Raw genomic sequence first — 15,786 nt, forward strand, 5'->3', positions numbered from 1 at the left:
CACCTACTTTCCAATACAAAATTCTGAAAATATTTTATCTATTATATCTTCATCTAAAGTTTCCCCAGTGATTTCTCCTAAATGAATCCAAGCACTTCTTACGTCTATAGAAGCAAGATCAATGGATATACCACTAGTCAAGGTATATAAGGCAGCTGCACATCTTTCTTTAGCTCTATACAAAGCTTCCTTATGTCTTGAATTCGTTATTATAACTTCAGTAGTCTTTATTTCCCCTGAGAAAAATAAATCCTTTACTTTTAATTTTAACTGTTCTATTCCAATACCAGTTTTAGCAGAAATCTCAATAATATTCTTTAAATCCTTTATGCTCTCATTCTGTAGTTTTCTGATTAAATCCGTCTTATTAAGTAAAACTATATATTTTTTATCTTTAATATATTCTATAATTTCTTTATCTTCCGAATCTAACTCCCTACTTAAATCTAACATAAGAATAATTAAATCTGCTTCATTAATTTTTTCTTTAGATTTTTCAACCCCTATCTTTTCTACTACATCTTCCGTCTCTCTTATTCCCGCTGTATCTACTATCTTTACAGGAATTCCATCAAGATTTATATATTCTTCAATTACATCTCTAGTAGTACCAGGTACATCTGTTACAATTGCTCTTTTTTCCATTAGCAATGCATTTAAAAGAGAAGATTTACCAACATTTGGTTTTCCTATAATAACTATATTTAACCCTTCTCTTAGTATTTTCCCCTCATTAGCTGTATTTAAAAGATGTTCTATATCTTTTAATATTTCTTCTAAATTATTTATTACTCTGTTGGATGTAATTTCTTCTAGATCCTCTTCAGGAAAGTCTACAGTAGCTTCTATATGAGCAATTGTCCCCAATAATTTATTTCTTAAAGAATTTATTTCCTTGGAAATTCTGCCTTCACTTTGCATTAACGCTGATTTCATGGACAACTCGGTCTTTGCTCTTATAAGATCAATTACAGCCTCTGCTTGACTTAAATCAATCCTTCCATTTAAAAAGGCTCTCTTAGTGAATTCTCCAGGCTCAGCTATCCTTGCTCCAGCCTTTATAGTTTGTTCTAGCACCCTATTGGTAGATATAATTCCACCATGACAATTTATTTCAACAGAATCCTCTGCAGTAAAACTTTTTGGCCCTTTCATATAGCTTACTAATACTTCATCTATTTTTTCTGAGGTTTCTTTATCAATTATATGCCCGTACCTCATAGTATAAGGTTTTATGTCCTTTAAATCTCGATGATCTTTTCCAGTAAATATTGAGCTAACTATATTTAATGCATTACTACCTGATACTCTGATTATGGATATTCCACTTTCCCCTACAGCTGTAGCGATAGCAGCTATAGTATCAAATTCCTTCATGAACTTTCCTCCTTGGATAATATTTAATAATTATTATCAATTGCATTAGTTTTTATTTTACAATATTAATATAAAAAATAAAAGTATAAATTTAAAAAGAAAGCCTTCTAGGCTTTCTTTAAATCTACTACAACTCTTCTAAAAGGTTCTTCTCCTTCACTATAGGTGTTTATATAAGGATGATTTTGAAGAGCTGAATGAATTATTCTTCTTTCATAAGGATTCATAGGCTCAAGCTTAAAACTTCTTCCTGATTTTTTAACCTTATAAGCAGTCTTGTCAGCTAACCTCTTTAATGTCTCTTCTCTCTTTAATCTATAGTTCTCAGTATCAAGAATTACTCTCTTATATTCCGTTTCATGACCTTTATTAATTACAAGGCTTATTAAGTATTGTAAAGAATCCAGGGTCTCCCCCCTATATCCTATTACTAAACCCATGTTAGGACCTGCTAGAGATATATTTATAACACTATTCTCTTCTTTTATCTTTATTTCAGCTCTAATTCCCATAGCTGTTAATACATCACGCAAAAAAGTCTTAGCTTCATTTATGTAGTCCCTTTTTAATATTACTTTTACTCTTGCAGGTTTTGCTCCAATTAATTTAAATAAGCCTTTGCTACCCTCTTCTAAAACCTGAACTTCTAACCTATCTTCAGAAACATTTAACTCTCTAGCAGCATTTCTTACTGCATCCTCTACGGTCTTACCAGTCATTTCAATTATTTTCATACCCTATTCACCCACCTTTTTAGCAATAGATAAACTGTTCATTATTATATTATAAAGAAAAAATCCATTCTAGATTAATTTACAAAAAAGTAGGCGCTACTTTTTTTGATTAATGGACCTTTTCAATATAAAATTTGTATAGTAAAAAAATAATCGTTACTTATTATTTTTTCTATTCTTTTTTTCATCTACATCAGAGCTAACTTCCTTTGCAATAGCCCCATTTAACTCTGACTTTTTATTTTCTTCTAATCTTTTCATTATATATGTTTGAGCTATTTGAATTAAATTGTTAACTACCCAATATAATACTAAAGCTGACTTAAAGTTTATACTCATAAATCCCATCATTCCAGCCATCATTATGTTCATACTAGACATACTCTTAGCTTGAGGATTATCCTTATTCTTTGCAGCCACCATACTAGATGAAATATAAGTAGTAGCAAAAGATAGTACTGGCAGTATAAAATAAGGATCTTTAGCCGCTAAATTTGGTAACCATAAAAACTTAACACCATCTATATTAGGTAAGTTATAGAATACATAATACAATGCAAATAATATAGGCATTTGTATTAATAAAGGCAGACATCCACTTAGTGGACTTACCCCATTTTCTTTATAAATCTTACTCATCTCTTGCTGAGCTTTTTGAGGATCATTTTTATACTTGGTCTGTAATTTTTGTATTTCTGGCTGAATTTCTTGCATCTTAACTTGAGATCTAGTTTGCTTTATATTTAAAGGTAACAAAATTACTCTAATTATAATTGTAAACAAGATAATAGCTAATCCATAAGATACATTAGGATTATCCGCTACTACAAATTTAATCAAGTTATGAACAAATTCGAAAAATTGGCTTAAGCCCTGTCTTAGTAGCTCCAAACTTCAAACCTCCCGACACTTTTATTTAAGTGGATCATATCCGCCTTCATGAAAAGGATGACATTTTAATATTCTCTTTATCGCTAATATGCTTCCCTTGAAAGCACCATATTTTTCTAAAGCTTCTAATGCATATTGTGAACATGTGGGATAGAATCTGCATGTTGGTGGTTTAAGAGGCGAAATGCATTTTCTATAAAATTTAACTAAGGTTATTAGGATTATTTTCATTATTATATAGACCTGCCTTTTTAAATATATTCATCATTGAGGTTTCTACCTCTCTATAACTCTTATCTTTTAAAGCAACTCTAGCAACAAAAACAAAATCATACCCTTTTTTTAAACCTTTACTGTTTAACCTATAGCTTTCACTAATCAATCTTTTTACTTTACTTCTAATTACACTCTTACCGACTTTTTTGCTTACTGATATCCCTACTTTATTTATGTATTCCCCATCCGAATTAATATTCCTATTGTTTCTATAAACATATAATACTAACAAGTCATTTGAAAAAGATCTGCCTCTCCTATAAACGGTTCTAAATTCAATATTTTTTCTTAATCTATCGCCTTTCATGCAAAACTAAGCTCCTTTTTTCCTGCAATTGCAGAAAAAGGCCACTAAAGCGGCCCTTATGCTGTCAATCTTTTTCTACCTTTTTGTCTTCTTCTCTTGAGAACATTTCTTCCAGATAGAGTGCTCATTCTTTTTCTGAATCCATGCTCTTTTTTTCTTTGTCTTTTTTTAGGTTGGTATGTCATAAACATGTGCAATACACCCCCTTTAGCGTGCTTATTATGTATAGCAATTTTCTTACTATCTTATTATACCTTGTAATTAAGGTTTTACTTTATAATTATATATGTACCTAATATTAATGTCAAGAACATATAATTGATGAACTTGTTGATAATTTTTTTATTTATTAAACTTTTTGTGGATAAGTTATTGAATAGCTGTATTTCTTTATGATATTATAAAAAAGAATTGTGAATAATTTTTTCAACACTTAAAGTTATCCACAGCTGTGGATTATTTTGTGTATAACTTGTTTAATTCTATATTAATTTTATTCACTCTTTTTATTTTTATCCTTTTTCAGGCTTTTATACAACTACTAATTATGTTTATAATTAGTTTTCCACAATGTTAGTAAAATTTATTTAACTATAGTTATAAACAAAGTTATAAACATGTGAATAATTTTACTTACATATGTCAATACAATTTAATGATGTTTATAAATCTGTTAAAATGATGTTAATAAAAATTTTTTTATACATATTTACCTAAGTTTAATAATGCTTAAACTCTTCTTTATTATACCTAGTATTAAAAATAAGAAGATGTTTATCAATATATATTGACTGGAGGATAAAAAATGAATGCCCAACTTAAAGAAATATGGGAAAAAACCTTAAACATACTAAAAGGTGAACTTACAGAAGTGAGTTTTAATACTTGGATAAAAAGTGCAGAGCCAATATCCATTAGTGAAGATACCATAAAATTAGGTGTTCCTAATATTTTCACTAAAGAAATCCTTGAAACCAAGTATAAAGATCTATTAATAAACGCAATAAAATTAATATGTTCAAAAAAGTATAATATTGAATTCTTAATTTTATCTGAGGATCAAATAGAGGAAGAAATAAAAAAAGATACCGTAAAACAAATTCAAAAAAATAACTTATCTGTAAGTGATGAAATGTCTGCCACTCTTAATCCTAAATATACTTTTAACTCTTTTGTTATAGGTAATAGTAATAGGTTTGCCCATGCTGCTTCATTAGCTGTAGCTGAATCTCCAGCTAGGGCGTACAATCCTTTATTTATATATGGTGGTGTTGGACTTGGTAAAACTCACTTAATGCATGCAATAGGTCATTACATATTACAAAATAATCCAAAGGCCAAAGTAGTGTATGTTTCATCGGAAAAATTTACTAACGAACTAATAAACTCTATAAAAGATGATAAAAATGTAGAATTTAGAAACAAATATAGAAATGTAGATGTGCTATTAATAGATGACATACAATTTATTGCTGGCAAGGAAAGAACTCAAGAAGAATTTTTCCATACATTTAATGCATTGCATGAGGCAAATAAGCAAATAATCCTTTCTAGTGATAGACCACCTAAAGAAATACCTACTTTAGAGGATAGGCTTAGATCTAGATTTGAATGGGGTTTAATAGCAGACATTCAGCCTCCTGATTTTGAAACAAGAATAGCTATATTAAAGAAAAAGGCAGATGTTGAAAAATTAAATATAGCTAATGATGTTATGGTTTATATAGCCACAAAAATTAAATCTAATATTAGAGAGCTTGAAGGAGCATTAATTAGAATTGTAGCTTATTCTTCACTAACCAATAGTGAAATAACAGTGGATCTTGCCTCTGAAGCACTAAAGGATATCATTTCTAACAAGCAGGCGAAACATGTAACCATAGAAACAATTCAAGATGTAGTAGGAAGTTACTATAACTTAAGAATTGAAGACTTTAAGTCTCAAAGGAGAACTAGAAACGTTGCATATCCAAGGCAAATAGCTATGTATCTATGCAGAAAATTAACTGATATGTCTTTACCGAAAATAGGTGAAGAATTTGGGGGAAGGGATCACACCACAGTAATACACGCATATGAAAAAATTTCACAAAGCTTAAAGTCTGATGAGGCTTTACAGAATGCCATTAATGATATAACAAAGAAATTGACTCAAAAATAATAACACCTGTACATAATTATATAAGGATTAACTGTGGATAAAATATAAGAAAGCTAATTTATTTAATAATGTGGATAAGCTAATTTAAAAATTACATACTTATCCACAATTATTTTTGTTCAAATATTGGCTTTTAATCAGGGGTTAAGTCACTTATCAACAAATTAACAGCCCCTATTACTACTATTACTAAATTTTTTAATTATATTATCTATATATACCACAAAAAAACTAGCCCAATCTGTTAATAACTAAAGGAGGTCTTAATCTTGAAATTCCTATGTGAAAAAAATAAAATACAAGAAGCTATATCAATAGTTCAAAAGGCTGTAACAGGTAAATCACCTATGCAAATTTTAGAAGGGATATACATAGAAGCATCTAATGGAATAGTAACCTTTATTGGATCAGATATTGACTTAAGCATAGAAACAAAAGTTGAAGCAGATATATTAGAATCAGGAAAGATAGTTGTAGATTCTAAAATTTTTGGAGAAATAATTAGAAAATTGCCTAATGCAGAGGTTCAAATAGAAACTATAGAAAATAATTCAATTAAAATTACTTGTCAAAAATCTATTTTTAACTTAATCCATATGAATGCTGATGACTTTCCAAGTTTACCTAGTATAAACGAAAATATGATTTTCTCTGTACCTCAAGGAATATTAAAAAATATGATAAAAGGAACTAGTTTTGCTATAGCTCAAGATGAAACTAGACCAATACTTACTGGAATATTATTTGAAGTTAAGGATAAAATGTTAAATTTAGTGGCTTTAGATGGATATAGGCTTGCTTTAAGAAGTGAGTTTTTAGATACAGATAATACTATAAACGCTGTAATACCCGGTAAAACCTTAAATGAAGTAGCAAAAATTTTAGAAGAAACTGAAGAAATAGTAAACATTACTTTTACGACAAATCATATTTTATTCAATCTTGGAAATACAAAAATAATATCTAGATTATTAGAGGGGGAATTTATAAAATACAACTCTATAATTCCTCAAGAGTATAGCCTTAAGGTTAAGGTTAAGAAGCAAGAACTGCAAAACTGTATAGAAAGAGCATCCCTAATGGCTAAAGAAGGAAACAGTAACTTAATAAAACTAGATATTCAAGAAGAAATTATGGTGATAACTTCAAATTCTCAATTGGGAAAGGTTAGAGAAGAAATTTCAATTGAATTGCAAGGAGAGGTTTTGCAGATTGCATTTAATTCTAAGTATTTATTAGATGTATTAAAAATCATGGAAAATGAAGAAATTGTTATGGAATTAACAAGTGGTGTAAGTCCTTGTATTATAAAGAATGTAGAGGAGTTAGGAGGTAAATATCTTGTGCTTCCTGTACGATTAATAAAGTAATTTAAATTCTATATTAAGCAATAAATAATATTGCAGCAGATCATGCAAATATGAAAATAACTAGTCGAACTATTGATATATTTTGTGTAAATGTTCCTATATAGAATTTATGCTTTTTTCTCACGCAAAATATACATCTCATTTTGACTAGTTATTTTTCTAAGGTGCCTAAATTTTAAACTAGCAATTATTTACGGATAGTTTAATATGGCATTTAAATGGGAAGAATTATTACTAGGTAAGGAAGTGAATAATATGATAGAAGTTAAAATAGAAACTGATATTATAAAACTAGATTCTTTTTTAAAATGGAGTGGCGCAGCATCCTTAGGATCAGAAGCTAAATTTTTAATAAAAGAGGGCTTAGTGAAGGTAAATGGAAACATAGAATATCAAAGAGGAAAAAAATTAAAAAAAGGCGATATCGTAGAATTTGAAGATAATAAATATAAAATAGTTTAAATTTACTCTATTGTTCATTATTATTTAACAATATTATGATATAATAATAGGTGTTTTTATGTATATAAAACATTTGCAACTTATGAATTATAGAAATTATGATGAGCTTAGCCTTGAATTAGGAAGTAGTGTCAATGTTTTTATAGGTGATAATGCTCAAGGTAAAACTAATATTCTTGAATCTATATATTATTGCGGTTTTGGAAAGTCCCATAGAACTAGTAAGGATAGAGAGTTAATTAAATGGGGTGCTGAAAAAACATTTATTAAAAGTTATATTAGCAAAGAAAGATTAGATAAAAGGATAGAAATAAATATACTTAAAGATGGTAAAAAATTAATAAATATTAATTCTATTAAAATTACTAAAATTGCTGAGCTAATAGGAACTTTTAATGTAGTAATGTTTTCCCCAGAAGATTTAAGAATCGTTAAAGAGTCTCCAGCCATCAGAAGAAAATTTATCGATATGGAGTTATGTCAATTAGATTCAAAGTATTATTATTCTTTAGTTCAATATAATAAGGTTTTAAACGAAAGAAATATAATGCTTAAAACTAATAATAAGCCAGAAGAATTTATGTTAGATATATATGACGAACAATTAAGTGCTTTTGCGCAATATATAATTAATAAAAGATTAGAATATATAAAAAAGCTAAATCTTTACGGAAAAGAGATACATAAAGACATAACTCTAAATAAAGAGGATATCAATTTTAAGTACTTTTCCCAAATAAAAGATTTTAAAAATACAAAAAGCCAAATTAATGATCTTTTAAAGGAAAATAGAAAAAGAGATATAGAAAAAAGAAATACTAGTATAGGACCTCATAGGGATGACTTATATATCTATATTAATGGAGTTGAAGTTAAAAATTATGGTTCGCAAGGACAACAAAGAACTACAGTGTTAACTATGAAATTCTCATCTTTAAGAATTATAAAAGAACAGACTGGAGAGTATCCTGTATTACTTCTTGATGATGTATTGTCAGAACTAGATTTTAATAGAAAAAAATATATATTAAATTCAATAAAGGATATTCAAACTATAATAACTTGTACAGGTATAGATGATGTAAATCAATACCTTGATAGCAACTCAAAAATATTTAATGTAAAAGAAGGCTCTATACAAATATAAAGGAGGAATAATTGTGTTTCTTCATTTGGGAGAAAATGTCGTAGTTCCTATAAAAGATGTAATAGGAATTTTTGACATAGAAACAAGTATGTATAGCACTGATACTATACAATTTTTAAGAATGGCTGAAGAGGATGGCTTTGTGGAGAGAATAACTAAGGATAAACCTAAATCATTTGTTATAGCGGAAGTAGATAAAAAAAGTAAGATATATTTATCCCCTATATCATCATCGACTTTAACAAAAAGGACCGACATTGAATACGAAGGTAATTTTTAATTTAGAACAATCTTCCAATTTAATAATTGGGAGATTTTGATTGTTTATATTAACTTTTTGTAAGTAAGATGGATTTATATATAAATTCTTAGAAAGTAGGAGGATTTAAATGGTAGAACAAAACAAGCAAACTTATGATGAGAATCAAATTCAGGTTTTGGAAGGTTTAGAGGCTGTTAGAAAAAGACCTGGCATGTATATAGGAAGTACCAGCGCAAGAGGTCTTCATCATTTAGTTTATGAAATTGTTGATAATAGCATAGATGAAGCTTTAGCAGGTTTTTGTAAAAATATCAATATAATTATACATAATGATAATTCTATTACCGTAACTGATGACGGTAGAGGTATGCCAGTAGGTATCCATCCCAAAATGGGTATACCTACAGTAGAAGTTATAATGACTGTGCTTCATGCAGGAGGTAAATTTGGAGGTGGAGGATATAAGGTATCCGGAGGGCTCCATGGTGTTGGCGCTTCTGTAGTAAATGCACTTTCAGAGATTTGTGAGGTAACAGTAAAAAGAGATGGTGCTGTGTGGAAACAGATATATGAAAGAGGGGCAGTTAAGACACCTTTTGAAAAGATAGGTGACAGTGATGAACATGGAACTATTACACACTTTAAACCAGATGCTGAGATATTTGAAGAACTAGAATATGATTATGACACCTTAGCTCATAGATTAAGAGAATTAGCTTTTTTAAATAAGGGTATAAATATAATCTTAGAAGATCAAAGAAATGATAAGAAAGAAGAGTTCTGCTATGAAGGTGGTATAAAATCCTTCGTAAGCTATTTAAATAGAAACAAGGAGATATTACATCCAGAGCCTATTTATGTAGAAGGTATTAAAGATGACTACATGGTAGAAATAGCACTTCAGTATAACGATAGCTATGTTGAAAATATTTTTTCCTTTGCAAATAATATAGACACCATAGAAGGTGGAACTCATTTGGTGGGTTTTAAAACTGCATTAACCAGAGTCTTTAATGATTATGCAAAGAAATTTGGTCATTTAAAGGAATCAGATAAAAATCTTTCAGGCGAAGATATAAGAGAAGGATTAACTGCTGTAGTATCTATTAAATTAACAGACCCACAATTTGAAGGGCAAACTAAAACAAAGTTAGGAAACAGCGAAGCTAGAAGCATTGTGGATAATATAGTGGGAGAAGGGGTAAGCACTTTCCTAGAAGAGAATCCTGCTGTAGGTAAAATTGTTATAGATAAAGCTTTATTAGCAGCAAGGGCAAGAGAAGCTGCTAGAAAGGCTAGGGAGCTTACAAGAAAATCCGTATTAGAAAGAACCTCATTACCAGGTAAGCTTGCAGATTGCTCATCTAAGGATCCTTTAGAATGTGAAATATACATAGTTGAGGGAGAGTCCGCGGGTGGATCAGCAAAGCAAGGAAGAAATAGAAGATTTCAAGCCATACTGCCATTAAGAGGTAAGATAATAAATGTTGAAAAACAAAGATTAGATAAGATATTAAATTCAGATAGTATACGTTCCATGGTTACAGCCTTTGGAGCAGGTATAGGAAATGAATTTGATTTAGAGAAGATAAGGTATAATAGAATCATAATAATGACAGATGCTGACGTGGATGGTGCTCATATAAGAACCCTTCTTTTAACTTTCTTCTACAGATACATGAAGGAATTAATAGAAAAAGGCCATGTTTATATAGCTCAACCACCACTTTATAAGATAACTAAAGGCAAGAAAGATTATTATGCTTACTCAGATCAGGAACAGGATAGAATTCTTGCTGAAATCGGAGGAAAAGATAATAGCGTAGCAATCCAAAGATACAAAGGATTAGGTGAAATGAATGCTGAACAACTATGGGAAACGACTATGGACCCTGAAAGTAGAACTCTTCTTCGAGCTACTATAGAAGATGCTATGGCTGCTGATGAGATATTTACCATATTGATGGGAGATAAAGTAGAACCACGTAGAGATTTTATACAAACAAACGCTAAGAAAGTTAGCAACTTAGATATATAGTGCAGGAATGAGGTGAATTTGCATGAATAATGAGGGAAAAGTTTTACCCGTAGACATAAAAAATGAGATGAAAAAATGTTATATAGACTATGCTATGAGTGTTATTGTAGGTCGTGCTCTTCCAGATGTTAGGGATGGGTTAAAACCTGTGCATAGAAGAATATTATTTTCTATGCATGAACTTGGATTAGCTCCAGAAAAGGGATATAGAAAATGTGCAAGAATAGTCGGAGACGTACTAGGTAAGTATCATCCTCACGGAGATGCTTCTGTATATGATGCATTGGTTAGAATGGCTCAAGATTTTTCAATAAGATACACTTTGGTGGATGGACATGGAAATTTTGGTTCTGTAGACGGTGATTCAGCGGCAGCTATGAGGTACACAGAAGCAAAGATGAGCAAGATAGCTGTAGAATTATTAAGGGATATTAATAAAAATACAGTAGATTTTATGCCTAACTTTGACGGTGAAGAAGAAGAACCTTCAGTAATACCATCGAGATTTCCTAATTTATTAGTAAATGGATCGTCAGGTATAGCTGTAGGTATGGCCACAAATATACCACCTCATAATTTAGGCGAGGTAATTGATGGAGTATCAATGCTTATAGATAATCCAGAGCTTACTGTACTAGATTTAATGAGTAAAGTAAAAGGTCCAGACTTTCCTACTGCTGGAATAATAATGGGCACTTCTGGTATAAGAGAAGCCTATGAAACAGGAAAAGGAAAAGTAGTAGTAAGAGCTAAGGCAGAAATAGAAGAAGAGAACGGTAAGCACAGAATAGTAGTAACAGAGATACCTTATCAAGTAAATAAAGCTAAACTTGTAGAAGCTATCGCTGACCTTGTAAAAGATAAAAAAATAGTGGGTATATCAGATCTTCGTGATGAATCAGACAGAGAAGGTATGAGAATTGTTATAGAGCTTAAGAGGGATGCTAATCCTAATGTAGTTTTAAATATGCTTTATAAGCATACTAAAATGCAAGATACCTTTGGTATTATAATGCTGGCATTAGTAGATAATGAGCCTCAGATATTAAATTTAAAACAAGTATTAACCCATTATATTGATTTCCAAAAGCAAGTTATAAGAAGAAGAACTCAGTTTGAGTTAGAGAAAGCTCAAGACAGAGCTCATATTTTAGAAGGATTTAGAATTGCCTTAGATAATATAGATGAGGTTATAAATATTTTAAGAGGTTCTAGGACCACAGATATAGCTAGAGAGACATTGATGTCCAGGTTTGGCTTAAGTGAAAAACAAGCTCAAGCTATACTAGATATGAGACTTAGAAGGCTTACTGGCTTAGAAAGAGAAAAAATAGAAGAAGAATACAATGAATTAGTAGCCCTAATAGCTAAATTGACTGAGATATTAGCAAAAGAAGAATTAGTGCTAAACATCATAAAGGAAGAGCTATTACAAATAAAGGCTCAATATGGCGATGAAAGAAGAACAGCTATTGAAAAGAGTAAAAATGACATAGATATAGAGGATTTAATACAAGAAGAAGAGGTGGTTATTACCTTAACTCATAGTGGATACATTAAGAGGATATCTGCAGATACATATTCTTCTCAAAGAAGAGGTGGAAAGGGAATACAAGCAATGGCCACTAAGGAAGATGATTTTGTAGAGCATGTATTTGTTACTTCTACCCATAGAGATTTGTTATTCTTTACTACATTAGGAAGAGTATATAAGTTAAGAGCTTATGAGATTCCAGATGCAGGAAGAACCGCTAAAGGTACTAATCTAATAAATCTTCTACCTTTAAGCCAAGATGAGAGAATCGAAGTAGTTCTATCCATCAAAGATATGTCACAAAAGGGATATTTAATCATGGCCACAAGAAAAGGAATAATAAAGAAGACTCCATTGAAAGAGTATGAGAATATAAGAAAGAATGGATTAAATGCAATAACCTTAAGAGATGGCGATGAATTATTAAAAGTAAAATTAACTTATGGCGATGCAGATATAGTACTAGTAACACAAAATGGTTATGCAATCAGGTTTAACGAAAAAGATATAAGGCCAATGGGAAGAACTGCTGCAGGGGTTAGAGCTATAAGATTAAGAAATGATGATATGACAGTTTCTATGGATATAGCTGTAGCTGATCAAGATCTACTTGTAGTAAGTGAAAATGGATTTGGTAAAAGAACTCCTTTAACAGAATATGCTCTTCAAAATAGAGGAGGAAAGGGATTAAAAACTTATAAAGTTGCGGAGAAAACAGGTAAGATAGTAGCAGCTAGGGTATGTAAAGAGGATGATGAATTAATGCTGATAAACAGCAGTGGTGTAGCAATTAGAATTAATGTATCAGATATTTCTGTTACAAGCAGAAGTACTATGGGGGTAACTCTAATGAGAACCTCTGAAGAAGAGCAAATAGTTGCTATTGCAAAAATAAATAGTTCAGATATTCAAAATGAGAATGAAGATATAGACAAAAGTGTAGCTGTTTCTGAAGATATGTTAGAGAGTTAGTAATTAAGATCGTCTAAATTAATATATTGAAACAAGTTTAAGTATTCACTTGTACATTCACAATAATGAATTAAAGATATCATTATGAAATCTAGTTTGTTTCACTAGAAATCCCCTGTTTTAAAAGAATAGGGGATTTTCTTATGTTTAAAAATAAAATTAACTTAAATATATCTCTTAGCTAGTCGTTTTTAGTAAAGAGTATAAAATCTAAGTATACATTTCCTAGTGTATCATCATATGAATTATTAAGAAATTCAAAGAAAAAATGAAATACAGTTAAATAGTTTTGATAAACGACATATTAAAGTGATTTTATGCTTTAGAAGCCGTGATAATATATAGAAGTCGCCTGAAGCAAGCGACACAGAAACAAAGCATTTAAGGACACTGAGAAAACAGCAAGTTAATAAAGATTAAAAAAAACTAAAAAAACTTGTTGACAGATAAAAACTTAAATGATACAATAAATTACGCTGTTGAAACGCAGCATGGTCTTTGAAAATTAAACAGAGGAAAATAAACATGAAACCAGCAATTCTTTATGAGAAATCATAAGACAAAGTAAGTTGCGAAGTTAGTGCAAAACAGTACTAGGAAGCTAGGAGCGAGGAGCAGAGTGTATTTGATATACATGAGCACCACAGCGACGACGCTGACGACGTAATGTGAAGCAATAACGTAGCAAAATGAGCAATCAAACTTAAATTTTAAATTGAGAGTTTGATCCTGGCTCAGGACGAACGCTGGCGGCGTGCCTAACACATGCAAGTCGAGCGAGAGACTTCGGTCTCTAGCGGCGGACGGGTGAGTAACACGTGGGCAACCTACCTCATAGTGGGGGATAGCCCTCCGAAAGGAGGATTAATACCGCATAACATTGCTTTATCGCATGGTAGAGCAATCAAAGGAGTAATCCGCTATGAGATGGGCCCGCGGCGCATTAGCTAGTTGGTGAGGTAAAGGCTCACCAAGGCGACGATGCGTAGCCGACCTGAGAGGGTGATCGGCCACATTGGAACTGAGACACGGTCCAGACTCCTACGGGAGGCAGCAGTGGGGAATATTGCACAATGGGCGAAAGCCTGATGCAGCAACGCCGCGTGAGTGATGAAGGCCTTCGGGTTGTAAAGCTCTGTCTTCAGGGACGATAATGACGGTACCTGAGGAGGAAGCCACGGCTAACTACGTGCCAGCAGCCGCGGTAATACGTAGGTGGCAAGCGTTGTCCGGATTTACTGGGCGTAAAGGATGCGTAGGCGGATTTTTAAGTGGGATGTGAAATACCCGGGCTCAACTTGGGTGCTGCATTCCAAACTGGAAGTCTAGAGTGCGGGAGAGGAGAGTGGAATTCCTAGTGTAGCGGTGAAATGCGTAGAGATTAGGAAGAACACCAGTGGCGAAGGCGACTCTCTGGACCGTAACTGACGCTGAGGCATGAAAGCGTGGGGAGCAAACAGGATTAGATACCCTGGTAGTCCACGCCGTAAACGATGGGTACTAGGTGTGGGAGGTATCGACCCCTTCCGTGCCGCCGTTAACACAATAAGTACCCCGCCTGGGGAGTACGGTCGCAAGATTAAAACTCAAAGGAATTGACGGGGGCCCGCACAAGCAGCGGAGCATGTGGTTTAATTCGAAGCAACGCGAAGAACCTTACCTAGACTTGACATCTCCTGAATTACCCGTAATGGGGGAAGTCCTTCGGGACAGGAAGACAGGTGGTGCATGGTTGTCGTCAGCTCGTGTCGTGAGATGTTGGGTTAAGTCCCGCAACGAGCGCAACCCTTATTGTTAGTTGCTACCATTAAGTTGAGCACTCTAGCGAGACTGCCCGGGTTAACCGGGAGGAAGGTGGGGATGACGTCAAATCATCATGCCCCTTATGTCTAGGGCTACACACGTGCTACAATGGCCAGTACAGAGAGAAGCGAGACCGCAAGGTGGAGCAAAACTCAAAAACTGGTCCCAGTTCGGATTGTAGGCTGAAACTCGCATACATGAAGCCGGAGTTGCTAGTAATCGCGAATCAGCATGTCGCGGTGAATACGTTCCCGGGCCTTGTACACACCGCCCGTCACACCATGAGAGTTGGCAATACCCAAAGTCCGTGAGCTAACCGCAAGGAGGCAGCGGCCTAAGGTAGGGTCAGCGATTGGGGTGAAGTCGTAACAAGGTAGCCGTAGGAGAACCTGCGGCTGGATCACCTCCTTTCTAAGGAGTCGAACATATAGGGATAACCTATATGATAAGAA

Annotated in this window: 13 protein-coding genes and 1 rRNA gene; 8 read left to right on the plus strand and 6 right to left on the minus strand. The window is 32.5% G+C overall.

What is annotated here, in order from left to right; translation table 11 throughout:
* Positions 1 to 3: 3 nt before the first annotated feature.
* The 6 genes from mnmE to rpmH form a co-directional block, all read right to left on the minus strand.
* Complete coding sequence (gene mnmE, locus BN2665_RS26020; protein ID WP_055669984.1) at positions 4 to 1,377, minus strand: tRNA uridine-5-carboxymethylaminomethyl(34) synthesis GTPase MnmE; 1,374 nt, start codon at positions 1,375 to 1,377, stop codon at positions 4 to 6.
* A 107-nt stretch (positions 1,378 to 1,484) separates the two neighbouring features.
* On the minus strand, positions 1,485 to 2,111 hold the full coding sequence (gene jag / locus BN2665_RS26025; protein WP_055669985.1) for an RNA-binding cell elongation regulator Jag/EloR: 627 nt from the start codon (positions 2,109 to 2,111) through the stop codon (positions 1,485 to 1,487).
* 156 nt (positions 2,112 to 2,267) lie between these two features.
* Positions 2,268 to 3,002: a membrane protein insertase YidC gene (locus tag BN2665_RS26030; RefSeq protein ID WP_074042407.1), complete on the minus strand. Its 735-nt coding sequence runs from the start codon at positions 3,000 to 3,002 to the stop codon at positions 2,268 to 2,270.
* Positions 3,003 to 3,023: 21 nt separating this feature from the next.
* On the minus strand, positions 3,024 to 3,233 hold the full coding sequence (yidD, locus tag BN2665_RS26035) for a membrane protein insertion efficiency factor YidD (protein WP_055669986.1): 210 nt from the start codon (positions 3,231 to 3,233) through the stop codon (positions 3,024 to 3,026).
* Positions 3,205 to 3,585, minus strand: a complete 381-nt coding sequence (gene rnpA / locus BN2665_RS26040) for a ribonuclease P protein component (protein WP_055669987.1) — start codon at positions 3,583 to 3,585, stop codon at positions 3,205 to 3,207. The genes yidD and rnpA overlap by 29 nt, the downstream gene beginning before the upstream one ends.
* Before the next feature lie 56 nt (positions 3,586 to 3,641).
* Positions 3,642 to 3,776: a 50S ribosomal protein L34 gene (gene rpmH / locus BN2665_RS26045; RefSeq protein WP_055669988.1), complete on the minus strand. Its 135-nt coding sequence runs from the start codon at positions 3,774 to 3,776 to the stop codon at positions 3,642 to 3,644.
* A 614-nt stretch (positions 3,777 to 4,390) separates the two neighbouring features.
* Here rpmH and dnaA point away from each other — a divergent pair.
* The 8 genes from dnaA (at position 4,391) to BN2665_RS26085 (ending at position 15,745) form a co-directional block, all read left to right on the plus strand.
* Complete coding sequence (gene dnaA, locus BN2665_RS26050) at positions 4,391 to 5,746, plus strand: chromosomal replication initiator protein DnaA (RefSeq protein ID WP_055669989.1); 1,356 nt, start codon at positions 4,391 to 4,393, stop codon at positions 5,744 to 5,746.
* A 269-nt stretch (positions 5,747 to 6,015) separates the two neighbouring features.
* On the plus strand, positions 6,016 to 7,116 hold the full coding sequence (dnaN, locus tag BN2665_RS26055) for a DNA polymerase III subunit beta (RefSeq protein WP_055669990.1): 1,101 nt from the start codon (positions 6,016 to 6,018) through the stop codon (positions 7,114 to 7,116).
* Positions 7,117 to 7,371: 255 nt separating this feature from the next.
* Positions 7,372 to 7,578: an RNA-binding S4 domain-containing protein gene (locus BN2665_RS26060; protein WP_055670069.1), complete on the plus strand. Its 207-nt coding sequence runs from the start codon at positions 7,372 to 7,374 to the stop codon at positions 7,576 to 7,578.
* A 58-nt stretch (positions 7,579 to 7,636) separates the two neighbouring features.
* Positions 7,637 to 8,725 carry a DNA replication/repair protein RecF gene (gene recF, locus BN2665_RS26065; RefSeq protein WP_055669991.1) on the plus strand — a complete coding sequence of 363 codons (1,089 nt, stop codon included), beginning with the start codon at positions 7,637 to 7,639 and terminating at the stop codon, positions 8,723 to 8,725.
* A gap of 13 nt (positions 8,726 to 8,738) precedes the next feature.
* Positions 8,739 to 9,005: an extracellular matrix regulator RemB gene (gene remB / locus BN2665_RS26070; protein WP_055669992.1), complete on the plus strand. Its 267-nt coding sequence runs from the start codon at positions 8,739 to 8,741 to the stop codon at positions 9,003 to 9,005.
* A gap of 109 nt (positions 9,006 to 9,114) precedes the next feature.
* A complete protein-coding gene (gene gyrB / locus BN2665_RS26075) occupies positions 9,115 to 11,025 on the plus strand; it encodes a DNA topoisomerase (ATP-hydrolyzing) subunit B (RefSeq protein WP_055669993.1) in 1,911 nt (636 codons plus the stop codon).
* 22 nt (positions 11,026 to 11,047) lie between these two features.
* A complete protein-coding gene (gene gyrA, locus BN2665_RS26080; RefSeq protein WP_055669994.1) occupies positions 11,048 to 13,531 on the plus strand; it encodes a DNA gyrase subunit A in 2,484 nt (827 codons plus the stop codon).
* Between the two features lie 711 nt (positions 13,532 to 14,242).
* Positions 14,243 to 15,745: ribosomal RNA gene (locus BN2665_RS26085) — 16S ribosomal RNA — on the plus strand.
* Positions 15,746 to 15,786: the final 41 nt, after the last annotated feature.

Source organism: Desnuesiella massiliensis (genome assembly GCF_001403615.1).
Lineage (GTDB): Bacteria > Bacillota > Clostridia > Clostridiales > Clostridiaceae > Desnuesiella > Desnuesiella massiliensis.